We start from the raw sequence: 25,105 nt of genomic DNA on the forward strand, positions 1-25,105 counted from the left end.
CTTGAGAAGGAAACTAAGCCACGGAAAACCTGCATGCAGGTTCAGATAAAACCACGAGTAAACCCAAGTAAAACCGAGCCCAGCCAAAAGACCAGAAAAATCAGGGAAAAGCTCACGCAAGAGCCCAGGGAAAAGGAAAGGCGTTTGACCAACAGCAGTAACAGCAATGACTCCAGCCACTATCCCCAATTGAAAACACCGGATATGCAGGATCACAGCATTCAATCCGATGGCCATAAAACATGTGCTGAAGAAGGTAAATCGAACGGGTCGGAGGGCTCCTTTGCGCCTGCGCCGCAGCCTATGTATGCCCATCGGCACTGCCATCAACAGGACAGGCTGGATGATGGCTCAATGGCACCGCTGAGTCTGTTTGCAACCCGAACCCCAAATGAATTGCCTCAGCTGCGCTTAACATCGACGGCTTTGCCAGTACGAGACGGTGACAATCTTAACCCTGGTATTGAACGCATTGACCATGAAAGCGGTTCAGCGCTGTTTCCTGCCTTCACGGCCTTTACGCAACGGGTAGACGCGGAGCGGCCGGGATCCGCAACGCAAGAAGACACGGCAAGCCAGGATGCACCTGAAAAGCGAGACAGAGTCGACGTTAGACAGGCGCTGCCGTTTAAGTTGCTGCTGCCCGTCACCCTGGTGCACCTTGCCGTTTTGGGGGGGCTCGCCTGGCAACTGGCACCGCACCTGGGGTCATTCAACGCGGCGCTGGATGAGCGCACCAATAAGCCCAAGGCATTGCAATCTTATTTGGTGTTCAGCGCGCCCAAACAGCCAATTGAACAGCTGCCACAAGCGAATCCCTCGGAGCCCGCAGCAATCAAACCCCAACCTGAACAGCTTGAGCGTGAGCAAGCTAACGAGCAAAAAGCGCCTGTTGAGCCAGCCTTGGCTACAGCGCCAAAAGAGCCTGACCCTATCAAAGATGAACCGCTCCCAGCACAGCCTGCAGTTGAACCGGCGCAGAAGGCTCGGCGGGAATCACTGCCGCCAATAGAGACGCCCGCACTACCTGAGCACAGTCAGCTTGATTTCTCGACTCCCGCCAGCCGCTTTATGGCGCGGCAAAATGAACAGGCGCTCACGGCTCTGTCTGAGCGTTATGCCAGTGATAAAACGGCTCACTTTGGCGCATCGGGCCGCAGTATGTCGGAGTTGTTGCCCGAGATGGAGGTGCTGTTGGTACCGAGCGCCGATGACTTCTATAAACCCAACACCCTGGATTCCGACGTAGATCCCAACCGCATCGTCAAATCCGGTGATACCTGCTACCGGGTGGTGAAGGTGCCGACCCCCATCAATCCCCATGCCGAGAACCTGGGTTTTCCGTTTCGTTGTGGTGAGGACAGGGTGAAAAAGGCGCTTAAAGAGGGCATAAACAAGTATCTGGCCTTAATAGGTAAGCAGGAATTGCGGTGAAATTTATTCATCACATTATATTGTTTTTCGTGCAAGTCAATGTAACTAAGTGGAATTATTATTGATTGCGATACTGAAAACTTTTCCGTTTAACGGCTATTGTCAAGGCGCATCGCCTCAGCCTATACTGCATGCACTTGTCGGAGTGCCTTAGGGCTGAGACCGTTTATTCGGGATCCGTTGAACCTGATCAGGTTAGAACCTGCGAAGGAAACAAGCATCAAATCCACCTCAAACTTGCGCCACCACCAATGGTTCTCCGTAAGATGAGGTGTATGAGACGATAAACATCGCACCTTGGAATTTATCGTCGCCGCTGACTCAACTGCTCAAACTTCCTCCCCGACAAGCAACCCCATTTTTAACAAAAAGTGAGATTGCTGATGTCAAACCGCCGCGAAACCCGTAAAGCCGCCCAGGACTTTATCGATAACTTAAAGCCACTGCGCCACCCCAATTCGGACAAGATTTTCATTGAAGGCTCCAGCGCCGATATTCAGGTGGGCATGCGTCAGATCCGTCAGACCGACACCCGTATTGTGAACGTGCGCAGTGAAGAAACCTTTGAAGCCAATCCGCCTATCAAGGTGTACGACTGTGCCGGCCCGTATTCAGACCCCGATGCCGATATCAATGTGCGCCGCGGCCTGCCCAAACTGCGTAAAGGCTGGATTTTAGCGCGTTCTGATACCGAAGAGCTTAACAGCGCCTCATCCAACTTTACCCAGCAGCGCCTCGCCGATGAGGGGCTTGATCACCTGCGCTTTGACGTACTGCCAAAGCCGCGCCGCGCCAAGGCCGGCAAGCGGGTTACCCAGCTGCACTATGCCCGTCAGGGTATTATCACCCCTGAGATGGAATACATCGCCATACGTGAGAATATGGCCCGCGATGAAGTCACCGACGAGCAGCTTAACCGCAAAAAGCCAGGCGAGGCCTTTGGCGCTTTGGTTGGCAAGCCCATCACGCCGGAGTTTGTCCGTAATGAAGTGGCTCGTGGCCGGGCGATTATTCCGGCCAACATCAACCACCCCGAGGCCGAGCCGATGATTATCGGCCGCAACTTTCTGGTGAAGGTGAATGCCAATATCGGCAACTCGGCGGTGACTTCATCCATCGAGGAAGAGGTCGAAAAACTGGTGTGGTCTACCCGCTGGGGCGCAGATACCGTGATGGACCTGTCCACCGGACGCTATATCCACGAAACCCGCGAATGGATTGTGCGTAACTCGCCGGTGCCCATTGGCACTGTGCCGATTTATCAGGCGCTGGAGAAGGTCAACGGCATCGCCGAAGATCTTAACTGGGAAGTATTCCGCGACACCCTGATTGAGCAGGCCGAGCAGGGGGTGGATTACTTCACCATCCACGCGGGCGTGCTGCTGCGCTACGTGCCCATGACCGCCAAGCGGGTTACCGGCATAGTGTCACGTGGCGGCTCCATCATGGCCAAGTGGTGCTTAAGTCACCATCAGGAAAACTTCCTCTACACCCATTTCCGCGACATCTGTGAGCTGTGCGCCGCCTATGATGTGTCGCTGTCGCTCGGCGATGGTATGCGCCCGGGCTCCATTGCCGATGCCAATGACGAAGCCCAGTTTGCTGAGCTTGAAACCCTTGGCGAGCTTGTGAAAATCGCCTGGAAATACGATGTGCAAACCATCATCGAAGGCCCGGGGCATATTCCCATGCAGCTCATCAAAGAGAACATGGACAAGCAGCTTGAGCACTGCGCCGAAGCGCCGTTTTACACCTTAGGCCCCCAAACCACCGACATTGCCCCGGGCTACGATCACTTCACCTCAGGTATCGGCGCGGCCATGATTGCGTGGTACGGCTGCGCCATGCTCTGCTACGTAACGCCAAAAGAGCACCTGGGGCTGCCAAACAAGGAAGATGTAAAACAAGGGCTTATTGCTTACAAGATTGCCGCCCACGCTGCGGATGTCGCCAAGGGGCATCCCGGCGCGCAAATTCGTGACAATGCGCTTTCCAAGGCGCGGTTTGAGTTTCGCTGGGAAGATCAGTACAACCTCGGGCTGGATCCCGATACTGCCCGTGCTTACCACGACGAAACCCTGCCGCAGGAGTCGGCCAAAGTGGCTCATTTCTGCTCCATGTGTGGCCCCAAGTTCTGCTCGATGAAAATCACTCAGGATGTGCGCGACTATGCAGCCAGTTTAGAGAATGCAGCCAGTTTAGAGAATGCAGCCAGTTTAGAGAATGCAGCCAGTCTGGAGAATGTGGCCAGTTTAGAGAATGGCGCTCGCAGCGGTGCTGACAGCGTACAGACCCTTGAAGTGGGCGCGGCCGAAAGCTATTCAAAGGCAGAAAGCTACGCCAAAGCCGGTATGGACAAGATGTCGGCCACCTTCAAACAGACAGGCAGCGCACTCTACAGCGAGGCTCATGTGGAAGCGGCGCGCGCATCCGAGCAGGAAACTGTATAGATGGCCAAAATCAACGACATGGCGTCTAAACCTATCGTCTGGAGCATCGCCGGCTCAGACAGCGGCGGCGGCGCCGGTTTGCAGGCGGATTTGCTGACCATCCACGACCTTGGCTGTCATGGTTGTAGTGTGATCACCGCCATCACGGCACAAAACTCGGTGGCGGTGACGGCGGTCGAGGCGGTAAGCCCAGCCATGCTTGCGGCCCAGCTTGAGGCATTGAAGGCTGATTTGTACCCCAGCGCCGTGAAAATTGGCCTTATCGCCAATCAGGCGCAGCTTGATTTTCTGGCGCACTGGCTTGGCGATAATCTGCCTGGCGTGCCTGTAATCCTTGATACTGTGATGGTGGCCAGCTGTGGCGACAATCTGCAGGCATCCCCGGTGCCGGTAGCGCTTGACTTTCGCCCCCTTGCTCGTACGGCAACTCTCATTACTCCCAATTTTACCGAACTGTCTCGCCTCAGCGCGATGTTGGGGGCGCGGGCGGTGACGGACGAGGCGAGCTGGGTAGTAGCGAGTCAGACGCTTGCTCATGAGTTTGGAGTAAGTGTGCTTGCCAAGGGCGGCGATGTTGCTTGGCAACGGGATACCGCACGGGACTTACTCCTGCTGGGTGATATCGCCAACATATCACCTCTCTATCGCCAGCAGGGCTTCTTGCTCGATACGCAGCGGGTTAATACCCGTCACAATCATGGCAGCGGTTGTACCCTCGCCAGTGCCATTGCCTGCTTCTTGGCGAGGGGCATGGTGCTGCCCGATGCGGTGCTGCTGGCCAAGGCCTATGTGTTTGAGGGGCTGAACTCTGGGTATGGCGTTGGTCATGGGCCGGGGCCATTGGCTCGCACCGGCGTTCCGACGCGGTTTAGGTCGCTGCCGGGTATCAAAGCGCTGGAGAGTCCTGTGCCCTTTGATGGCCATTTCGCTTCGCTGCCCAAAAAACTCGGGGTGTATCCGGTGGTGGCGGACATTCCGATGTTGCACACCTTGCTGGAGGCCGGAGCCACGACTATTCAGCTGCGGATAAAAACCGACCTGCCAGGCGCCGAGGATGAAGCAAACATTATTCGGGCCATCGAGCTGGGCAAGCGTTATGGCGCGCGGGTGTTTATCAACGATCACTGGCAACTGGCTATCAAACACGATGCCTTTGGTGTGCATCTGGGTCAGGAAGATGTGAACACCGCAGCCCTTGAGTGTATTGCGTCAGCCGGGATGGCCCTGGGGCTTTCCAGTCATGGGTTGTTTGAGGCGCTTATGGCGTTGCGGCTTGGGCCAAGTTATCTGGCGCTTGGGCACATTTTCCCGACCACCACCAAAACCATGCCATCACCTCCCCAGGGGCTGGAGGTGCTGGCGCTGCTGAACCAGCTCTTGGGAGAACTGTGCCCGACTGTGGCGATTGGTGGTATTGATGAGACCAATCTTACTCAGGTGGCTGCGACAGGTGTGGCAAATATCGCGGTTGTTCGCGCGGTGACCGAGAAGCCAAATCCCGCTGCAGCACTCAAAATGCTCGTTGAGCGTTGGGAGGCAAGAGATGTTGTCTGATAACGATTTCCTCCGCTTTTCGCGGCAGATTTTGCTGCCCGAATGCGGTGAGGCTGGACAGCTAAAACTCAGGCAAAGCCGGGTGGCGATTATCGGCGTTGGCGGCTTGGGGTGTCAGGTGGCGCAGCTGCTTGCGGCGGCGGGCATCGGCGAGCTTTGGCTGTTTGACGATGACAGGGTGGAGCTTTCCAACCTGCCGCGTCAGCTTTTGTTTACCGATGCCGATATCGGCCACAACAAGGCGCAGGTCGCGGCAGGCTTATTATCGCGCAGATACGGCGCGGCCATTCACGCCTTTGGCAAACTTGACGATAGCAGCATCCATGTACTTGGCGATATTCACTGGGTTGTCGATTGCAGTGACAATTTTGCCACCCGTCATCGGCTTGCTGCGCATTGCTATCGACATCAGAAAACCCTGATAAGCGGCGCTATCGCCGCCTTTGAGGGATTGCTGTTTTTGCAGTCTGCCAATGCCAATGGTAAGGGCAAGGGCCGCAGCACTGTATCCGAACACCCATTGTCAGTGTCGAGGGCCGCGAGCCGCGAGCTGGCAGCCTCAGGCTGCTATCACTGCTTGTTTCCACAGGATACCGAGTCGGCAACGCGCTGCGCTACCCAAGGGGTACTTGGCAGTGCGGTGGCGGCCATTGCGGCGTTGCAGGCGCAGATGACCCAGCAACTTATTTTGGGTATGCCGCTGCCGTCAGGACGAATGCAGCGCTTTGATTTCAGGCATTTTCGTTGGCATGAAGCCCGAGTGCCTGCTGATCCGCACTGCGCCGTGTGCGCCGGTGGCGGGGAGAGCGACGGATGTTGAATATTCAATTGAATGGTGAGCCGCTGCAGTTTGATTCGACAAAGGATCTCGCCAGCCTGGTCGAAGCGCAGGGCGTGAGGCAAACCCAGGTTGCGCTGGTGCTAAACGGTGAGTTGGTGCCGCGTCATCGCTGGGCGCACATTCATATACAAGATAATGACAATCTTGAACTTTTTTCCGCAGTGGCAGGAGGCTGACATGCTGAAAATTGCGAGAACGGAATTTGGCTCAAGGCTGTTTATCGGCACCGGCAAGTTTGCTTCGGGTAAGCTGATGCAGGAGGCTATTGTTGCCAGCGGCAGTGAGCTGGTAACGCTCGCGATGAAGCGGGTGGATTTTAAAACAGGCAGCGATGATATTCTGGCGCCGCTGCTGTCGCGTGGGGTGCGGCTACTGCCGAACACCTCCGGGGCCCGCAATGCCAAAGAGGCGATATTTGCCGCCGGGCTTGCCCGCGAAATGCTCGGCACCGAGTGGCTGAAACTGGAAATTCATCCGGATCCCAAGTATTTGATGCCAGATCCCATGGAAACCTATGAGGCGGCAAAAGAGTTGGTCAGCCAGGGTTTTAAGGTGCTGCCTTACGTGCATGCCGACCCTGTGCTCTGTCGGCGCCTCGAAGAGATTGGCTGCGCGGCGGTGATGCCCCTCGGCAGCCCGATTGGCTCCAATCAGGGGCTGGTGAGCCGCGAGTTTCTGAAAATCATCATCGAGCAGGCCAGCATCCCGGTGGTGGTAGACGCTGGTATAGGCGCGCCGTCCCATGCCTGTGAGGCGATGGAACTAGGTGCCGACGCTGTGCTGGTCAATACTGCTATTGCGTCGAGCTCCGATCCGGTGCGTATGGCCAAGGCTTTTGCCAAGGCCGTGGAAATTGGCCGCGAGGCCTTCCTTGCAGGCCTTGGTGAAACCAGTCGTCATGCGGTGGAAACCAGCCCTCTGACGGGTTTTCTTGGAATAAGCCAATGACAGCAGATGCGGCGGATGCCCATAATTTTTCCAGCGTATTTGCGCACCTGGATATAGACAGCCTGCGGCTTGCCATTTACTCCGCTACGGCCACAGATGTTGAGCGGGCACTGCAAAACCCGGCGGGACGGCTGGATGCATTGCTGGCACTCTTGTCGCCGGCAGCCACGCCTTACATCGAGCAGATGGCGCAGGCGAGTGTGCGCCTCACACGTAAACGCTTTGGTGCCAATATAGGCATGTATCTGCCCTTGTATCTGTCCAACCTTTGCGCCAATGAGTGTGACTACTGCGGCTTTTCCATGGTCAATAAAATCAAGCGCAAAACCCTGAATGAGGCCGAGATTGACCGCGAAATTACCCTCATTAGCGCCATGGGGTACGACTCTGTGCTGCTGGTAGCGGGAGAGCATGAAACCAAGGTCGGCATGGAATACTTTCGCCGGGTGTTGCCCCGAGTCAAGGCGGCGTTTTCTTATCTTGCCATGGAAGTACAGCCTTTATCTGAACTGGACTATTGCGAGCTTGTGTCGCTGGGGCTTGATGCTGTGATGGTGTACCAGGAAACCTATCAGCGCCACACCTATGCGGCGCATCACGCCCGCGGCAAAAAGACCGATTTTGTCTGGCGTCTTGACACTCCGGACCGGCTTGCCCGTGCCGGAGTCGACAAGATTGGCTTGGGAGTGCTGCTGGGGCTTGATGACTGGCGTCTGGACGCACTCATTATGGGCCATCATTTGAGCTACCTTGAAAGGCGCTACTGGCGCACCCGTTACAGCATTTCGCTGCCAAGGCTGCGTCCATGCACCGGCGGTGTGCCACCGAAAATGGAAATCAGCGACCTTGGTCTGGTGCAGCTTATCTGTGCGTTCCGGTTGTTCAATGAAGCGCTGGATATCAGCCTCTCGACCCGGGAGCGTCCGGACTTTCGCGACAATCTGTTTGCTCTGGGGATCACCCAAACCAGCGCCGGCAGTGCCACATCGCCGGGAGGATACTCTGAGCCGGATACCCATTTGGATCAGTTTGAGATCAGTGATGAGCGCAGCGCGGCCGAGATAGCGACGCTGTTAAAGGCGAGAGGGCTGAATCCTGTGTGGAAAGACTGGGAATCACAGTGGTAAATTTGTCCGTAATCGGAGCCATAGCGGCCATTTTTGCTGGCATTCGCCCACATTTTGAACAATAATTAGCCCGATCACCAAAATCTGTTTAAGGAGGGTAGCATGCAAATCCCACCTGCATCTGTGTCGGGTGTAACTGGCTTTAACAGCGCCCAAAGTGACTTATCCAAGGCGACCATCGATGTGGCACGTCCTGCCCCTGCGCAGCAGTCGGCTGAATTAAAGTCGGACACCCCGGATAAGACCGAAGCCTTAATCAAGGCGACAGAGGCTGCGAATCAGGCTGAAGCATCTGCAAAAGTAATTGAAGCTGCCGATGAAACTGTCGGTAGTATTATTGATATCACAGTATAAATGTTATGGTTTTTTCGACGCTGTCAGTTCACCAAGCAGCGTCAGCTAATCAGCCCAGGAGTATTCGCACTGGGCGAGAAGAGGGCGCAGCACCTGACGGGGCATTAAATGCCACGCAGGGAACGCGTGTGCTGTCGTCTTCCCCGTCTATCCATTCACATCAGCCAAGTTCTGCAACCTCGCCAGTTGTTTTGGTAAGTTCTACCGGCACCAATGCAGCGGAAATAAATTCAGCAGAGTCTAACTCAGTAGCCAAGTTATCAGCAAACGCTGAAATGGTAGGCTCGTCTCCTTCTGCAGCAAGAAGTAGCACTGTGCCTGAAGGCATCAGCCATGACATGGAGATCGGCTCAGGCGTAAATAACGCTATACTGGCAGCATCCAAAACAGCAGGATCTGTCTCCTTTAATCTGCTCACCGGGCCGCAGTCCATAGCGGCTATGCCGAATTTATCATCCCGGCCTGGTAGTGGTTCCTCTGTAGACATTTCAGCTCAGGGTTATACGCCCAAAGCAGCTAATCCTGTACCAAGGACACTTGCCGACAGCGCAGTGATTGGCAGCATTGACCCACCGCTGGCAGCCATTACCGGAACAATCGGAACAACAGCTGTTGGCGCGCCAATGCCCGAAGCTGCCGAAATGTCGCCGTTCGTGTTTGGTGGCGTATCACCCAACAATAGTGGTGGCTTTGGGCTGGCTGCAGGGGCTCAGCCCCAATCATTGCCTCAATCATCTCGACTTGCAGGTGCGCAGGCATTAAATCCGTTGGATGGGCAAACGGTGACTGGCGAACAGGGGGCTTCGCAGCAAATCCTGACCAGGGGCGCAGCGCAAGAACCAATGGGTATGAATAATCCAGATCCTGCTGAGCGTCAGCAGGCCCAGAGGGACGCCAGAATAGAGGCGTTACATCAGCAAGAGCAGGCTCAGGAAGCGAAGGCTGCCAAACAGCAACAGCAGGCTGCGCGGCGAGAGCAGCTGAGCAAGGTTTTTGACGATCCAGATACTGCTAACAGCAGTGATACTGCCCGCCCCGGATCAGACGATGACGCACGAGCTAAGGCAAACGCTCAGCGTGAAGCGCAGGCCATGGCGAGAGAGGAGCTTGAAATCAGGCAATTGGAGGCGCGTCAGAAAGAGGTGCATGCCCACGAGCGCGCCCATGCAGCGGTCGGTGGCCAGTACGCCCGTTCACCAAGCTTTGAGTATGAAGTTGGCCCAGATGGCAAACGGTACGCCACTGGCGGTGAAGTTTCCATCGATATCGCTCCAGTTCACGGTAATGCCCGGGCGACTATCAACAAGATGCAGCAGGTGTACGCTGCCGCAATGGCGCCGGTTAACCCATCTCAGGCAGATTTAATGGTAGCGGCTGAGGCGTTGCGTACAATTAATATCGCCAAAGAATCTCTTGTTGAAGAACGTCAGGCGGCCATGCCGGACCAGGATGAACTGGCTCCACTGCTGGGCGCAGATAATGCCATCGATGAAGTGCCTGCCTTCGAAGCTGTTACACCAACCCTTGGTGGAAGCACTGTGGATGAAAGTGGCTCATTGGTAAAAGCAATCCAACAGGATGCTGTGGTTGAGCAAATCGGTGAGCGGGTAAGGGCGTCTTTGGCGCAAACCATTTCTGTTACGGACGATGAGGCTGAGCAGACAGGAGACACTTCATCGACATCAGCCACTACGGGTGACGGTATCGCTGCCAGTTCAGGCAGCACTCAAGATAACAGCACTGACAAGGCTCAGAGCGCCAAAAAGGCGGTGGATATCAGTTTGCTGGGCCCACCAAGGGCCATTTTGGCATACCTCAATGCTGAAAATGAACAGCCAGGCAACGCTAACGACAATGACAGGCGTTCCCAAAGCGTATCATTGACGGTCTGAAATACCGTGCTGTGCCAATATCAGTTGTTCCAGCGCCCGTCCGGCGGGACCTTGATCGTCTCGACTGGGGATAATCAGATTAATAGGTATCCGTCTATATTCACTGCCAAGTAAAAACAATCTTACAAGTTCACCGTTTATAAGCTCTTTTTCCACCATCTCTTTTGGCAACCAGCAGAAGCCGCTGCCTGAACTCAGTATGGCTTTAGCCTCGTGAAAATTGCTGACGGTCCAACGCTGCTCGGCTTTCAGCCAGCCCATGTCGGTTGCTGATTTATAGGCCGTATCTCGAATAACAATTTGCAAATGTTGCGCAAGCGACTTGTCGTCGTGGTTTTTCGGATCTGCCGCTAATGGGTTTGATGGGTGGCATACCAGCACCAGATCGGCAGTGCACAGGGGTTGGGACAGAAATCCCTTCGGAGGATTGCCGCCGCAAAGGGCAATGTCGACCTTCTTGTCGTGCACTAACTCATGGGTGCCTGCGAGAACCGAATCAATCACTGTCACCCGGGTTCCACGGCAGTGGGGTAAAAAGCCGTTAATGGCAGCTATCAGTTTATCCATCGGATAAATAATTTCGCGGGCAATGGTGATTGACGGCTCCCAACCTTTTTCAAGATTCGATGCCAGCTGCTCAAGCTCCATCACCGATTGAGTAATGTAACGGCTGCGTCTGAGCAGTACTTCACCGCGGTTGGTGAGATAGGCTTTGCGGCCGCGTATTTCCAATAACTCCACCCCCAGCTGGTGCTGCAATTTGGCTACAGCATGATTCAATGACGACTGGCTCTTATTCAGCGCTGCCGCAGCCTGGGCATAGCCGCCATGGTCAACCACGGCCTGCAAAATACGCCATTGCTCTAGGGTGGATTTGGCTCTGTTCATAGTCAAAGATTCGAAAGGATTTAGTTAGATACTGCACCTTTACTTCGATTTCTTGCAATAAAAAACCGCGCCCTGGCACGGTTTTTATGAAGCTTGGCCTACTTTAAACCTCAATCAGCGGACTTACCCGCCTTGGATTTAAGGTCTTTGGGCTGCTTTTTTGTATTTTCGGCAGGTGCTTTTTCACTGACCTGCATTGGCAAATACTTCTTGGTGGCTTTGAGCTCGGCCAGCATAGGACCCGCCGTGAGCTTTTGGGGCCATCGCAGCAACATCATGGCCAGCATGTTTCTGTGTTCGCCAAGGGCCAGATCCGGATTTCCCTTCGGGGAAGGAATGATGTTGTGCTGCTCGTCAAAGGCCTTGACGATATGGTCACGGGTTTTGGCTACTACAGGGTGCGATGGCTTTTGCGCCAGCAGGAAGCTGACACCAACTTCGGCGATAATATCGTCGGTTGCGTCCATAAGGATCCTGTCGATATTGGCTTCGAAGTAATCCAGTATCCAGGCAAACTCTTTTGAGTCTACTTCGGTTTGGTAATAGCCACTGGCGGCAAAAATGAAGTGGGTCATGCCATAGATTTTGTTACGAAACTGATCCTTACCCAGTTCTTTGTCACGAGAGGCTGGATACACGGCATTAAAGGCATCTTTATATTCCTGAAGATAGTCGCCCACCCCCAGCTGTTTTGCCCAATATACGTAATTGGCAAGCTGAGCTGCCCAGGCTTCAATCATCTCAGCTGAGGTCAGGCCTTTTTTCAGATTGGTGCTTTTGAGTGCTGTGATCATCTGCTGGTGGCACGGACCTTTAAGGCCAAACTCGTCAATTCTGCTGCCAAAGCGCAGCAATACGTCGGTAAAAAACAAAAACTCGGGGATGTCTTCCAATGCCTTCTTACGGGCTTTGGCGCGAGGACCTTTACCCAGTACGCTGATGGCTTCTTCAGATGCCTTTTCAATGAATCCGGGATTGTCCAGATTGCAGGCGTAATAACTCTGTGCCTCAGTAACGGCAAATAAGTCGACCAAAGCAGCGTTGGCGTATTTGTCATCGCCGGTCATACGGTACATGCGGATACCGTAATGCCCCTGAACCCTTGGGGGTAACTGGTATAGATGATTTTCCAGGTTTTGCTGTATCGCGTTGTAAACCCGGTCGATATCGGCCTGGTCGGCCGCAAAAGAAAACGGGCTTAGCAAAGTGCTTACCAGCGCTGCGCCAATGAGTGCCTTAGTGAATGTCATGGGCAATGTTCCTTATCAGTTCATCGTGGCTTTGGGGATGCCCCAGGATTTGCACCAGCAAGGCATCAAGGGAAAGCTGGTCGGGGTTTACCAGAAGCAGAGTGAACAGGTCGTTTTCGTTAAGTTGAGTGTGTTGACTGAGGTATTGTGAAAGCCGGTAGTTCCACAGCCGGCGGTAAAGCAGGGCACCTTCCTGTACCAGGGGTGAACTGCTTTGATACTGGCTTTCGGCATCATGCCATTCGCCACGAAAATGGGCTTGGAATGGGTCTTCTTTGGCTGGTGAACCACTGAAAAATGCCAGCGCCAATGAGGCGTGGTAATAGTCCTGAGCTAGGCCATGGGCGTTGGCCAGTGATTCCCGCTCGGATACCCTCGGCAACTGCTGCGATAGTTTTTCCGCCAGCACTCTGGCCAGCCACTGACTTGCAAGCTGCTGAGTTTCCTGGCTGAGGCTATCACGGCTCAGCAGATAGTAATGTTGGCTGGTGGCCATTTGGCTGATGGTGTCGCTTAGCATTTGAATCACCCGCTCAGCCTCAGCCGCGCCTCTAAGAGTGGTGGGTAAGCTCAGGATCCCCTGGGAAAACTGACGGGTGAAAACGGCGCGGCGGGTGATTTCCAGACGGGATTTGGCGCCATCGGCAATGATAAGCTCGCCCAGCATGCGACCGTCAAGCCACAGGCGCCAGTGTTTTGCATGTATGGCTTCCGCACTCAGGCCAAAATGGCGTAGGGCATTGAATACGTGAGTTAACAGGGTAGCACTGTCCAGTGTGTCAGCGTTGCCGTTTGCCTGCTTGAGTGCAAGGCCGATGTCCCAGGGTGCCAGTGATGGTGCCGGGCGGGTAAGGGTTAAAAAACGCGCTACGCTTGCAGGGGTGTTCAGGAAACTGCGACTTAGCTGCATATGGGCAAAGCTTTTAAAACCAGCCGCCTGTGCCTGCTTGGCTCGAATTTGCTGAATAAGCGCCAGACTTGCACTGCCATTGGCGTAATTGCGGCGTTGAAAGGCTTTCCAGGCAAGCTCACGGCAGTTGGGATCGGGCTGGCGCATCAAGTAGCTGGCCATCTGCCGCTCTATTGAAATAGGCACCTGGTGTGCTTCATCAAGGGCAGAGGTCAGGTCGGCAGTTGTGCTTGCCCCTTCCATGCTGCATTCGGGGCTGGTGTTTAGGGTAAAGCCGTCGCGGCGCCGATGGGACATATAGCTTGCTTCGGCGCTGTGCAGCCGTGCTTTTTCATCCTGTGGCAATTGGGTTGCTGCCATAAAGGCCATGGCATCGCCCAGTGCGTTAATCTCACGCTCCGGTGCTGCGCTAAAGGTTTGGCTTAAGCGCGAAAACGCCGGACTGTCTATCATGGTGGACACTTCGTCGGCCAGTCTGATCTTGCAGCTCAGTAATGAGTCACGAATGGACGATGGCAGAGGCTTGGCAAGGAAATAGCTGAGCTGATCGGCAAGATTATTGAGCCCAAGCGTAAGGCGGTCTAAGTCCCGAGCCTGTGTGGCGCTGTCCCGGGAGCTGCTGTCTTTGAATTTCTGCTCGAAGTTGCTCGCGAATGAGAGCTGCTGACACTGATGTGTCAGCAGCGATAAGGGCTCGGCAACGGCAGAACAGTCGTGGGCGCTAGAAATCAGCGCCAGCGCCAAAATGGATTTTCGCATAGGCGACCCTGTCTTCCACTGAAGGGGTGTGATTACCAAGTGACTCAACATGCTTGAGCCGTGGCAGGAGTCCTTTGCCGTTAGCTATTTGAATGGCAAGACCCGGACGGGCGTTCAGCTCCAGCAGCAGTGGGCCTTTTTCGCTGTCGAGCACCATGTCGGTGCCAAGATAACCCAGCTCGCACATCTCATAGGCGCTGGCTGCGGTTTCAAGCAGCACATCCCAATCGGGTACCTGAATATCCATCAGGCGGCGACCTGTGTCGGGATGAAACTCAATTGGCTCGTTAAACTGTACAGCCCGAAGCCCTTTTCCGGTGGCAATATCTATGCCCACGCCTACGGCGCCCTGGTGCAGGTTGGCTTTGCCATCGGACGCGGCGGTGGACAATCGCAGCATGCCCATCACCGGATAGCCCTTGAATACTATCAGGCGGATATCCGGCACACCCTCGTAGCTGAAGCCATCAAACACAGGGGCGAACTGAATAAGGCCTTCTACGATAGCCACATCGGGCTTGCCACCAAGGGAGAACAAGCCACTGAGGATGTTTGACACATGGCGGTCTATTTCACTCGGGGTGACCTCATTGCCACTGGGCTTGTAGTAACGGCCGTTTTCGACCTTGGTGATTACCAAAATCCCTTTGCCGCCAGAGCCCTTGGCAGGTTTTATTACAAAGCCTGAGCGATCCAGCACCATCTCAGGAATATCGGCAATTTCGTGCTGCTCTTTCACCACCCCAATCAGGTCGGGTACGGCAATGTCGTTAGCCAGCGCGAGTTGCTTGGTGGTGAGTTTATCATCCACCCGTTTATAGTATTTGCGCGGGTTATAGCGACCTATGTAGTCGATATTACGCTTATTCATATTGAGCACGCCTGCGCGGCGAAGCTCCCATGGCCAGGCAAAACGCATATTATTCTCCTGCCAGTGGCTTGAAGCGCTTAAGCTCCAGCAGGCGATAACCTGTGTACTGACCCATCAACATAACGAGTGCCAGAATAACCAGGTGAATGCCCAGGAAGTTAAATACCCAGTGTTGTACCCAGGTGGCACTCATGGCGAGATAAGCCAGTGTGGCGACCAGCAGGCTGCCGCCACCTTGCAGTACTACTTCCTTGGCGCCTTCTTCTTCCCACAGGATGGACATACGCTCGATGGTCCAGGCCAGAATGATCATCGGGAAGAAAGTAATGGTAAGGCCTTCACTTAGGCCAAACTTGTACGACAGCAGAGTGAAAATGCCGATGATGCCGATAACCACAATGATCACCGCCGATATTCGTGAAATCAGCAGCAAATTGAGGTGCGACAGATAAGAGCGGATCATCAAACCACAGGAGACAATCAGTAAAAAGCCCACCAAACCGGTAACCAGGGTGGTTTGGATAAACGCCAGGGCTATCAATACAGGCATAAAGGTACCTGAGGTTTTTATGCCAATGATCACCCTAAGGAACACTACCATCAGTACGCCAATGGGGATAAGCAGAATGCCCTTGAACAGGCTTTGTTCTTCCAGCGGTAACTGATACAGAGAGAAGTCCAGACCCTGACCCACTTCCATCATGTCGATGGAGGTGGACAGTGCAGGACGGGTCTCCATCAGCATCGAAAAGTTGACCTGGGAATTACTGCCGCCAATCACATCCAGTACAGACTTGCCCTGGCGTTCCCACAGCAGCAAATTCTCTGGGCGACCTTCCTTGCCATTGCTGGCATCGAACAGGTGCCACTCGCCCTTGTCGTATACTTCCACAAAGCTGACAAGCTGTTGGCGGCGGCGTTGATCTTCAAGTCGTAGCGCCGACACTTCACGGGCTGGCACACCTTTGGCAGCCAGCAGATTGATGAACAGCTTGGCCGGGCGATTGGCTGTCAGCAGCAGCGCCAGATTCTGGCTCTTGTCGCCGCCAACCAGGCGCACCAGTTGCCGTGCATAGGACAGGTTGGAGCCACTCTGTGCCCAAGCTTGGTCAATGATTTCTTCGGCTGCAGCTTTCTCGGTAGCGGCCCACACAGGGGCTTCGGGCGCGGCGGGCTCATCGTCATCGACCAAACGCGTCTGACCTGTGGGTACCAGGGTGACCTTATAGTAGAGGTCCTGCTGACCGCTGACCTGGCGTTTACTCCAGATGGCGCGGCGTCCAAGCTCATCATCAATAATCGACAAACCGTAGCCAGGCGAGGTGGTGTGCTCCATCAGCACTTCATAGGCGGGATCCTGGGGCAGGGCGAGGGATACTTCCCCTGCTTCTCCCTGGCCCGCAAAGCTGACCTTGGCGTCGATAGCCCAGGTTTCTACCTGCTGGCCCGGGAGAAAGGGCACCCTGTGCTCAATGCCTCGGTAAATGCTGCTGGCGAGTCCTGCAACAAATAGCAAAAATACGAGAATGTAAAAAGGCTTACGTGAGTGCATCTGCTCTCCTTGGCGTGAATTTGCCTGTTACTTGCCGTGAATGAAACGTTGGCCTACATCGACAACGGCAATGTCTTTCATAAATTTGCGGCCAAGCAGCAGCGGATAATCCAAATGGCTGCGGTCGGTCAGGTTCAAATCGGTTTCGGCACTGAATTTGCCGATTTTCAGATGGGCGTGGATCACCGGACGACGATCGTCAGTTTCAGTGTCCTGTTTGATGCGCACAAAGCGCACCACTTTGGCCTCGAAGGTGGAGGCGGGTTTGTCTTCGCCCTGAGTGAATACATCGAAGCGTACCCATTGGGTGCCGTCACGTTCAAATAACAAAATATTGCGAGCATCGAGGGATGAGCTTTCGGCGCCGGTGTCGATACGGGTTTCAAAGCTGGTTTTCAACTCGTCAACAAAGACGTTTTCCACTTCACCCAGCATGAATTTATCACCAATGGCGCTGGGAGGGCATTCCACCTGAGGTTGACTCGGCGCGGCTGTGGCCTGCTTTTGCCCTAGGGTTTTGACTTCCTGATCCAGGGCGGAAATGGCTTGATCAAGCTCAGCTATCTGAGCGCGGGAGTCATCTTTTACGGCACTGATGGCGGCCAGCAGTTCAGTTTGCTGGCTTGCCATGGCCTGCTTGAACTCGTCGGAATTAACAGGCTTGGGGCTTGATGGCTGGGGTGTTTGCGTCATGGAACAACCCGCGGTCAGGGCGATGATGGCGATGGCCAGAGTGTGTTTTAACATGTGCTTGCTTCCCTTTCGCGTTATCAATCAAAATCCTGGCTACTGCGGTTTTTTACCGCAATAAAGGTGGCCCGTTTCGGGGCGGGGTAGCCTTCTACTGTCAGGCTGACATCCTGTGGGTCGAGGTAATCGACCAGAGACTCGTTTTGCATCCAAGTGGTTGCACGCTGCTCGGCGAGGGAGGTGACATCCACGTTGACGCAACGAACATCGGTGAAGTCACACTTCTCTAGCCATAGCTTAAGTGCTTCTATGGATGGCAAAAACCATACATTATTCATCTTGCCATATCTATCTCGGGGCACCAGAACTGTGTCCTTGTCACCATCTACCACCAGGGTCTCGAGTACCAGCTCGCCCCCCATGCGCAGTTGATCCCTAAGTTGCAGTAAGTGGTCAATAGGTGAGCGTCTGTGGTACAGCACCCCCATGGAAAATACGGTATCGAAGGCATCCAGCGGCGGCAGCTCTTCAATCCCAAGTGGCAGCAAATGCACTGGGGCATCAATATCAATCAGGCGCTTAATGGCTTCGAACTGGCATAAAAACAGTGCAGACGGATCGATACCCACCACGCGTTTCGCGTCTTCGCCCAGCATGCGCCACATGTGATAGCCACTGCCACAGCCCACATCCAGTACAGTGCGGTTTGTCAGTGGACTGATGTGCGGTGATACCCGATCCCATTTCCAGTCACTGCGCCATTCGGTGTCGATGTGAATACCGTGCACATGAAAGGGGCCTTTGCGCCAGGGAGAAAGAATGCGAAGCAGGTTTTCAAGTTTTTCCTGTTGGCCTTCACTGAGCTGCGTGCCACTGCCGATAGTGACGCTGTGCAGTAAATCCAGTTCATCCGGGGCGGGGAAGTTGAGTTTGGCAAGCACCTTTTCCCATTTGGGCAGGTTGCCGTGTTTGTGGCTTCGTTGCCACTCACCCAGAACCCCGGGCAGGGTTTCCAGCCAATGCTGTAAATTGGAGTCGGCGATTTGGCGGTAAAAACTGGAAAAGTTAATCACTTGATGGCCACCATGGAAGCAAAGTTAAAACACTGAAACCAGAGGTCGGCCTGAGTAAAGCCAGCCTGACGTAAACGCGTTTTGTGATCATCAAGGGTATCCGGGATGAGCACATTTTCAATGGCACTGCGTTTTTGACTGATTTCGAGTTCGCTGTAACCATTGGCGCGCTTGAAATCCAGATGCTGGGCATCAAGCAATTGCTGAATGCCTTCGTTGTTGAATTTGAGTTTTTCTGACAGCACCAGCACGCCGCCGGGCACCATACCTTGCCAAATGCGGGTAATTAAGGCGTCGCGATCGGCAGGGGGTAAAAACTGCAGAGTGAAATTAAGTACCACCATTGAAGCGTTTTCAATGGCCACGTCGCGAATGTCCGCCAGATGGAACTCGACCCTGGTGTCGCTGACATAGGCATCGAGGTTTTCACGGCAACGGGCCAGCATGGGCTCGCTGTTGTCTATGGCGTGGATGCACACGTTTCGACCTTCCACCTGACGTCGAATCGATAAGGTGGCGGCGCCAAGCGAGCAACCAAGGTCATACACCTGAGTATTGGGGGGGACCATACGACCGGCAAAGTCGCCTATGGTCGCGATGATCTGGCTGTAGCCGGGTACGGAGCGGCGGATCATGTCGCCAAAGACACCGGCTACCCGGTTGTCGAATTGAAAATTACCCTGGTGTTCACCGGGCTGCGCGAACAAAGTGTCTTGTTGATTGGTCATTTGCTGTCGTTCTCACAATATAGCCTTGTATTTTAACGAATCGCATTTCAGCGCAGCAAGGCCACTATGGCTATTTAGGCTAATTTTATGTCTAATATGCTGCTAGACAACATTCTGTTTACGCTACGTTGACCTTTTGGGTACCGGTTTGAAGCTTATCCTTTGTTTGTTTTTCTGCCTGCTTGCAGGTTTTTCCTCCGTTGCAACTGGAGATGATAAACCTCTCACTCTTGTTATGGGTGAAGACAGCTATCCTTTTCAATTTATTGATGAGACCGGTGAGCCCCAGGGGTTGTTGGTAGAGCTCTGGAAAGAGTGGTCGAGGGTCAACAGACGCCCCGTGGTGTTTGTCAGCCGTGTTTGGCGCGATTCGATTACACAGTTGCAGGAAGGACGCGCCCAGGTTCATCTTGGAATGGCTATCAACCCGGAACGACAAGCCATCTTTGATTTTGCCGATAACATTTCTGAAGTAAACACCTATGTATATCTGCATAAACAACTTGCAGGCCGGACATCACTGGAACAATTGCGTCCTTTTAAAATAGGTATAGTTCAAGGGTCAACTTTTGAACATGAGCTTCTTGACCGTGTGCCGGAGTTGACATTCAAGCGTTTCCCGACCCGAGAAACCTTGCTTGAAGCCGCTGACCGCGGTGAGCTGGTCGCCTTTGCCGGTATGGAAGGTTACATGCGTGATCAGCAACTGCAGCAGAAATTGTCTGTTGAATTCCCGATGAATACCAGACTGCTGGTAAGGCAGACCAACCTGCATCCGGCAGTTCTTAAGGGTAATCATGCTTTGCTTCGGGAATTGAATGAAGGTTTTGCCCGTTTGTCACCGGATTTTGTGAGAAAAACCGAGAGGCGTTGGCTCGGATATCAGCGTAAGAAAAGCGGATTAGCCATAGCAATGCAACTTGGAGTGGAGCCTTATGTTGACCTGGGTATCGACGGTTTGCCTCATGGCCTCTATGTAGACATGTGGCGGCTTTGGTCTGAAAAGACAGGTGTACCCGTTAATTTTATCCCCAGTGACATGAATGGCAGTCTGGAGGATGTGCGTTCTGGTCGTGCTGATGTACATATTGGTTATCCCGAAAGTGATGACATGAACACCGGGTTGCACCGGGCATGGCATATGTATACGGTGAAAAGCCGGCTTTTTTTACACGGTCAGCAAATTGACGAACCAGAAGCGCTGAAAGGTAAGCGCATAGGTGTGTTTCCCACCGCTCCCTATGTCGCCAAGTTAAGAGCGGCATTGCCTGAAACCCAAATCCGTTTTTATAGCGGCATGGAAGACATGCTCAGAGCGGTAAATCAGGGGGACATTACAGGGTTTGTCGCTTCTGCAGCCTGGACTCAACATTACCTGTTGCTAAATAAAAGCTGGGCGGAGTTCAATCAGGCAAACTTTATTGAATATGACACGGAAATATACGCCCTGATCCGCAATGGTGATCAAGGCTTGGCCAATCGAATAGTTTCCGGATTCAATATGATCAGTTTTAAAGAGCTTACTGATCTGGAACAGAAGTGGATGCTCAACAGTCGTGATCACATATTCGTAAAAACCCGCGAACAGATAAATTTAAGCTCGTCGGAGCGGGAGTATCTTACCGGGCTTGGCACATTACGCATGGGGTACCTGGAGGACTGGGCACCAATGGAGTTTACCGATGAAAACGGCAACTTTGTCGGTGTTAATTCAGATGTGGCCAATATGTTTAAAACCATGCTGGGAATCGAGATTGAGCCCGTACCATTCCGTGCCTGGGGTGATCTGATTTCTGCCCTGCAGGAAGGTAAAATTGATTTGGCTGGCAGCGTTGCCAAAACGCCGGAACGGGAAGGGCTGATATCCTATTCTTCGCCCTATTGGCCATCGGCATGGGCATTGGTCAGCCCCATAGATGAGGTTTCGGTATTTAATCTGGACCAGCTCGACGGTCAGCGGCTTGCAGTTGTTGAAGGTTATCAAATTGCCAGCCGGTTAATGGCGGAACATCCGGGCATTAAATTAGTCTTGGTACCCGATAGCCAAACCGGATTGCAGGCAGTGTTGTCGGGTAAGGCAGACCTTTTCATCGAGAAGGTGGTTACCCTGGCGAGTACGTTAAACAGTGGTCAGTATCAATATCTCAAAATGTCACTGTTATCTGATTTTTCTGATCAGAAAAGTCATATCGGCGTCTCGCTTCGACACCAGGAGTTACTGCCCTTTCTGGATAGAGTGATAGCCAAGCTAGATAAGGCAAAAATACAGGAAATCCATTCCCGCTGGTTGGATTTTAAAATGGATACCGGGGTGGCCCGGTATCAGCGTTATTTGCGAACCGTTGTTATTGCCTTATCAATACTGGCATTGGTGACATTATTGGTTGCTATCGTTAATCGCCGACTCAAGCAGGAAATTAAGGCAAGATTGCAAGCCGAGGCCCGTATTGCTCATTTGGCCAGCCATGATCCACTGACCGGATTACCCAATCGGGTTTTACTCGATGACAGACTGGCGCAGGCTGTTTTGCTACATAGCCGGGAGCAAGCAAAATTTGCGGTTTTGTTTATCGACCTTGATGGCTTTAAGGAGGTCAATGACTCCCTGGGGCACTCTATGGGAGACCAGCTTTTGGTCTCCGTAGCCAGAATAATTGATGACACAGTTCGAAAGTCCGATACAGTCGCAAGGTTTGGTGGGGATGAGTTTATTGTGGTGCTTAACAAAATCACTGATATGGACAGCGTCTGTCAGGTAGCTGAAAACCTGATAGCCAAGCTTTCCAGACCCATGGATATCAACGGGGAAAACGTTGTTATTTCAGCGAGCATTGGTATTGCCACCTATCCCATCGATGGTGATACCGCCATTGGATTGATGCAAAAGGCCGACAAGATGATGTACTTCGCCAAACAGGCCGGTGGCCACAGTTACCGCAGCGCATAAAAACTGTAGAAAATTTGGGCATTCGTGGCAATTTCGGCGCCGTACCCTCTGGTCTTAAACAAAAACTTGCTGGATACTTCACCGACCAAAAGTGAAGTACTTTGGCTCAGGGCATTCTTTCACTATAATGCCCAGTCACTATTTTCAATCAGCTTTCCGCCAAGGTGCAGGAAAAAGGATAACTCTCGATGCGCAGTCATTATTGTGGAGACGTTAATAAGTCTCACGTCGGACAAGAAGTCACCCTCGTCGGCTGGGTAAACCGCAGCCGCGATTTGGGCGGTGTGATCTTTTTGGATCTTCGCGACCGTGAAGGTGTGGTTCAGGTGGTATATGACCCCGATCTGCCAGACGTGTTTGACGTTGCCAGCAGCCTGCGTGCCGAGTTCTGTGTTCAGGTGAAAGGTGTGGTGCGTCCACGTCCTGACAGCCAGGTAAACAGCCAGATGAAAACCGGTGAAATTGAGGTGCTGGGTAAAGCGCTCACCATCATCAACGCCGCCGACCCCTTGCCGCTGAGCCTGGACAATCACCAGAACAACAGCGAAGAAGCCCGTCTCAAGTACCGCTATCTGGATCTGCGCCGCCCCGAAATGGCCCAGCGTCTGATTTTCCGCGCCAAGGTCACCAGCTTTGTTCGCCGCTTTATGGATGGCAACGGTTTCCTTGATATCGAAACCCCAATCCTGACCAAGGCCACCCCGGAAGGTGCCCGCGACTATCTGGTGCCAAGCCGCACTTATAAGGGTCAGTTCTTCGCACTGCCTCAGTCGCCACAGCTGTTCAAACAGCTGCTGATGATGTCCGGTTTCGATCGCTACTACCAAATCGTGAAGTGTTTCCGCGACGAAGACCTGCGTGCCGACCGTCAGCCTGAATTCACTCAAATCGATATTGAAACTTCGTTCATGACCTCAGATCAGGTGATGGAAACGACCGAGCGTATGATCCGTAACCTGTTCCTCGAGTTGATGAACGTGGATCTGGGTGAATTCCCGAAAATGACCTGGGACGAAGCCATGCGCCGCTTCGGCTCAGATAAGCCTGACCTGCGTAACCCACTGGAACTGGTTGATGTAGCCGATCTGCTTAAAGCCGTTGAGTTTGCCGTATTCTCTGGCCCAGCCAATGACGAAGAAGGCCGAGTTGCTGCCCTGCGTATCCCTGGCGGCGCTGAGCTGTCACGCAAGCAAATTGACGACTACACCAAGTTTGTGGGTATCTACGGTGCCCGCGGTCTGGCCTGGATGAAGGTCAATAACCTGGCTGCTGGCGTTGAAGGTATTCAGTCACCTGTGGCTAAGTTCCTGAATGAAGACATCATCAAGGAAATCATTGCCCGTACCAACGCAGCCGATGGCGATATTATCTTCTTTGGTGCTGACAAGGCCAACGTGGTTGCCGAGTCCATGGGCGCGCTGCGTCTGAAAGCCGGCGAAGACTTCAAACTGCTCGAAGGCGAGTGGCGCCCGCTGTGGGTGGTCGACTTCCCGATGTTTGAGAAGGCCGATGGCCGTTTCTACGCAGTTCACCATCCATTCACAGCACCACGTGGTGTCACTGCTGCAGAGCTTGAAGCCAACCCTGGCAAGGCCGTGTCCGATGCCTACGACATGGTGCTCAACGGTGTTGAACTGGGCGGCGGTTCTGTGCGTATCCACAACGGCGACATGCAGTCTACCGTGTTCCGTATCCTTGGCATCGAAGACGAAGAAGCCAAAGAAAAGTTTGGTTTCCTGCTGGATGCACTGCGTTTTGGTACACCGCCACACGCGGGTCTGGCCTTTGGCCTGGACCGTCTGGTGATGTTGATGACCGGTGCCAGCTCCATCCGTGATGTGATGGCTTTCCCCAAGACCACCACGGCGGCCTGTCCGCTCACCAACGCGCCGGGACATGCAAACCCCGAGCAACTGGTGGAACTGGGCATTGCGGTTCTGCCGAAAGAGCCGAAACAAGACTGATAGAGTCACAAACAAACCGGGGCGCATGCCTCGGTCTGTTTTTACGGCCACTGAATTTTCAACGGACGCTGTTTTTCGTTAGTCTGGACACTGGTCATCTATCCGCATTTCAAGGAGATTTCTATGGCAGGTCACAGCAAGTGGGCCAACATCAGGCACCGTAAAGCCGCACAGGACGCCAAGCGCGGCAAACTCTTTACCAAACTCATTCGCGAGCTGGTTGTCTCCGCCCGTGAGGGTGGTTCAGATCCCGATGCCAACCCCCGTTTGCGTGCAGCCATCGATAAAGCCCTGTCTGCCAACATGACCCGTGACACTGTGGAGCGCGCGGTTAAACGCGGCTCGGGCGAACTTGATGGCGACAACCTGGAAACTCTCATTTATGAAGGCTATGGCCCCGGCGGCACTGCAGTGATGGTCGAGTGCATGACCGACAACCGCAACCGTGCGGTGACCGGCGTGCGTAACGCCTTCAATAAGTCCGGTGGCAACCTGGGTACCGATGGCTCGGTGGCCTATCTCTTTACCAAACGTGGGGTGATCAGTTTCGAGGCCGGCACAGATGAAGACGCCATGATGGAAGCTGCGCTCGAAGCCGGCGCCGATGATGTGGTCATCAATGATGATGGCAGCATGGATGTGTACACTACGCCTGAGGACTTTGGTGCCGTGAAAGATGCACTCGATGCAGCGGGTTTTTCCTCGGTGAATGCCGAAGTGACCATGGTGCCATCCACGCGGGCCGTGCTGGATGCCGAAACCGCTCCCAAATTCCTGCGGCTTATCGATCAGCTTGAAGATCATGATGATGTGCAGGAGGTTTACCACAATGCCGACATCCCCGATGAAGTGATGGAGACGCTGGAATAATCC

General features: G+C 53.7%; 21 protein-coding genes and 1 riboswitch. Of the genes, 12 read left to right on the forward strand and 9 right to left on the reverse strand.

Annotation, left to right across the window (positions count from 1 at the left end):
• Positions 1 to 144: 144 nt before the first annotated feature.
• The 8 genes from ABYK60_RS10765 (at position 145) to ABYK60_RS10800 (ending at position 8,708) form a co-directional block, all read left to right on the forward strand.
• Complete coding sequence (locus tag ABYK60_RS10765; protein WP_372872025.1) at positions 145 to 1,434, forward strand: hypothetical protein; 1,290 nt, start codon at positions 145 to 147, stop codon at positions 1,432 to 1,434.
• 131 nt (positions 1,435 to 1,565) lie between these two features.
• Positions 1,566 to 1,664, forward strand: a riboswitch (TPP riboswitch).
• 153 nt (positions 1,665 to 1,817) lie between these two features.
• The gene (gene thiC, locus ABYK60_RS10770) at positions 1,818 to 3,884 is read left to right on the forward strand and encodes a phosphomethylpyrimidine synthase ThiC (protein ID WP_372872026.1); all 2,067 of its coding nucleotides are present in this window, start codon (positions 1,818 to 1,820) and stop codon (positions 3,882 to 3,884) included.
• Complete coding sequence (gene thiE, locus ABYK60_RS10775) at positions 3,885 to 5,438, forward strand: thiamine phosphate synthase (protein WP_372872027.1); 1,554 nt, start codon at positions 3,885 to 3,887, stop codon at positions 5,436 to 5,438.
• Entirely contained in the window at positions 5,428 to 6,258 is an 831-nt protein-coding gene (locus ABYK60_RS10780) for a ThiF family adenylyltransferase (RefSeq protein WP_372872028.1), read from the forward strand. The genes thiE and ABYK60_RS10780 overlap by 11 nt, the downstream gene beginning before the upstream one ends.
• Positions 6,252 to 6,455: a sulfur carrier protein ThiS gene (thiS, locus tag ABYK60_RS10785; protein ID WP_372872029.1), complete on the forward strand. Its 204-nt coding sequence runs from the start codon at positions 6,252 to 6,254 to the stop codon at positions 6,453 to 6,455. The genes ABYK60_RS10780 and thiS overlap by 7 nt, the downstream gene beginning before the upstream one ends.
• Position 6,456: 1 nt before the next feature.
• Complete coding sequence (locus ABYK60_RS10790; protein WP_372872030.1) at positions 6,457 to 7,227, forward strand: thiazole synthase; 771 nt, start codon at positions 6,457 to 6,459, stop codon at positions 7,225 to 7,227.
• Positions 7,224 to 8,354, forward strand: a complete 1,131-nt coding sequence (gene thiH, locus ABYK60_RS10795) for a 2-iminoacetate synthase ThiH (RefSeq protein ID WP_372872031.1) — start codon at positions 7,224 to 7,226, stop codon at positions 8,352 to 8,354. Before ABYK60_RS10790 ends, thiH begins: the two co-directional genes overlap by 4 nt.
• A 102-nt stretch (positions 8,355 to 8,456) precedes the next feature.
• Positions 8,457 to 8,708 (forward strand): chemotaxis protein, encoded by a 252-nt coding sequence (locus ABYK60_RS10800; protein WP_372872032.1) that lies wholly within the window; start codon positions 8,457 to 8,459, stop codon positions 8,706 to 8,708.
• Positions 8,709 to 8,868: 160 nt separating this feature from the next.
• Here ABYK60_RS10800 and ABYK60_RS10805 read toward each other — a convergent pair whose 3' ends face one another.
• Complete coding sequence (locus tag ABYK60_RS10805) at positions 8,869 to 9,126, reverse strand: hypothetical protein (RefSeq protein ID WP_372872033.1); 258 nt, start codon at positions 9,124 to 9,126, stop codon at positions 8,869 to 8,871.
• A gap of 22 nt (positions 9,127 to 9,148) precedes the next feature.
• On the opposite strand from ABYK60_RS10805, the gene ABYK60_RS10810 reads away from it, so the two are divergent.
• Complete coding sequence (locus ABYK60_RS10810; protein WP_372872034.1) at positions 9,149 to 10,600, forward strand: putative metalloprotease CJM1_0395 family protein; 1,452 nt, start codon at positions 9,149 to 9,151, stop codon at positions 10,598 to 10,600.
• Here ABYK60_RS10810 and ABYK60_RS10815 read toward each other — a convergent pair.
• The 8 genes from ABYK60_RS10815 to cmoA form a co-directional block, all read right to left on the reverse strand.
• On the reverse strand, positions 10,586 to 11,488 hold the full coding sequence (locus ABYK60_RS10815) for a LysR family transcriptional regulator (protein WP_372872035.1): 903 nt from the start codon (positions 11,486 to 11,488) through the stop codon (positions 10,586 to 10,588). The genes ABYK60_RS10810 and ABYK60_RS10815 overlap by 15 nt on opposite strands.
• Before the next feature lie 110 nt (positions 11,489 to 11,598).
• A complete protein-coding gene (locus ABYK60_RS10820; RefSeq protein ID WP_372872036.1) occupies positions 11,599 to 12,738 on the reverse strand; it encodes a DUF3541 domain-containing protein in 1,140 nt (379 codons plus the stop codon).
• A complete protein-coding gene (locus tag ABYK60_RS10825; RefSeq protein ID WP_372872037.1) occupies positions 12,725 to 14,407 on the reverse strand; it encodes a M3 family metallopeptidase in 1,683 nt (560 codons plus the stop codon). Before ABYK60_RS10825 ends, ABYK60_RS10820 begins: the two co-directional genes overlap by 14 nt.
• A complete protein-coding gene (locus ABYK60_RS10830) occupies positions 14,370 to 15,326 on the reverse strand; it encodes an alpha-L-glutamate ligase-like protein (protein WP_372872038.1) in 957 nt (318 codons plus the stop codon). The genes ABYK60_RS10825 and ABYK60_RS10830 overlap by 38 nt, the downstream gene beginning before the upstream one ends.
• Position 15,327: 1 nt before the next feature.
• Complete coding sequence (locus ABYK60_RS10835; RefSeq protein WP_372872039.1) at positions 15,328 to 16,830, reverse strand: UUP1 family membrane protein; 1,503 nt, start codon at positions 16,828 to 16,830, stop codon at positions 15,328 to 15,330.
• Positions 16,831 to 16,857: 27 nt separating this feature from the next.
• Positions 16,858 to 17,577 carry a RimK/LysX family protein gene (locus ABYK60_RS10840; RefSeq protein WP_372872040.1) on the reverse strand — a complete coding sequence of 240 codons (720 nt, stop codon included), beginning with the start codon at positions 17,575 to 17,577 and terminating at the stop codon, positions 16,858 to 16,860.
• Between the two features lie 23 nt (positions 17,578 to 17,600).
• Positions 17,601 to 18,593 carry a tRNA 5-methoxyuridine(34)/uridine 5-oxyacetic acid(34) synthase CmoB gene (gene cmoB, locus ABYK60_RS10845; protein WP_372872041.1) on the reverse strand — a complete coding sequence of 331 codons (993 nt, stop codon included), beginning with the start codon at positions 18,591 to 18,593 and terminating at the stop codon, positions 17,601 to 17,603.
• Positions 18,590 to 19,321: a carboxy-S-adenosyl-L-methionine synthase CmoA gene (cmoA, locus tag ABYK60_RS10850; protein ID WP_372872042.1), complete on the reverse strand. Its 732-nt coding sequence runs from the start codon at positions 19,319 to 19,321 to the stop codon at positions 18,590 to 18,592. The genes cmoB and cmoA overlap by 4 nt, the downstream gene beginning before the upstream one ends.
• Positions 19,322 to 19,556: 235 nt before the next feature.
• On the opposite strand from cmoA, the gene ABYK60_RS10855 reads away from it, so the two are divergent.
• From ABYK60_RS10855 to ABYK60_RS10865, 3 genes are all read left to right on the forward strand, one after another.
• On the forward strand, positions 19,557 to 22,268 hold the full coding sequence (locus ABYK60_RS10855) for a diguanylate cyclase domain-containing protein (protein WP_372872043.1): 2,712 nt from the start codon (positions 19,557 to 19,559) through the stop codon (positions 22,266 to 22,268).
• A gap of 188 nt (positions 22,269 to 22,456) precedes the next feature.
• A complete protein-coding gene (gene aspS / locus ABYK60_RS10860) occupies positions 22,457 to 24,232 on the forward strand; it encodes an aspartate--tRNA ligase (protein WP_372872044.1) in 1,776 nt (591 codons plus the stop codon).
• Positions 24,233 to 24,355: 123 nt separating this feature from the next.
• Positions 24,356 to 25,102, forward strand: coding sequence for a YebC/PmpR family DNA-binding transcriptional regulator (locus ABYK60_RS10865; RefSeq protein WP_372872045.1), 747 nt, complete (start codon positions 24,356 to 24,358; stop codon positions 25,100 to 25,102).
• Positions 25,103 to 25,105: the final 3 nt, after the last annotated feature.

Origin of the sequence: Shewanella sp. (assembly GCF_041630135.1) — a bacterium.
Lineage (GTDB): Bacteria > Pseudomonadota > Gammaproteobacteria > Enterobacterales > Shewanellaceae > Shewanella.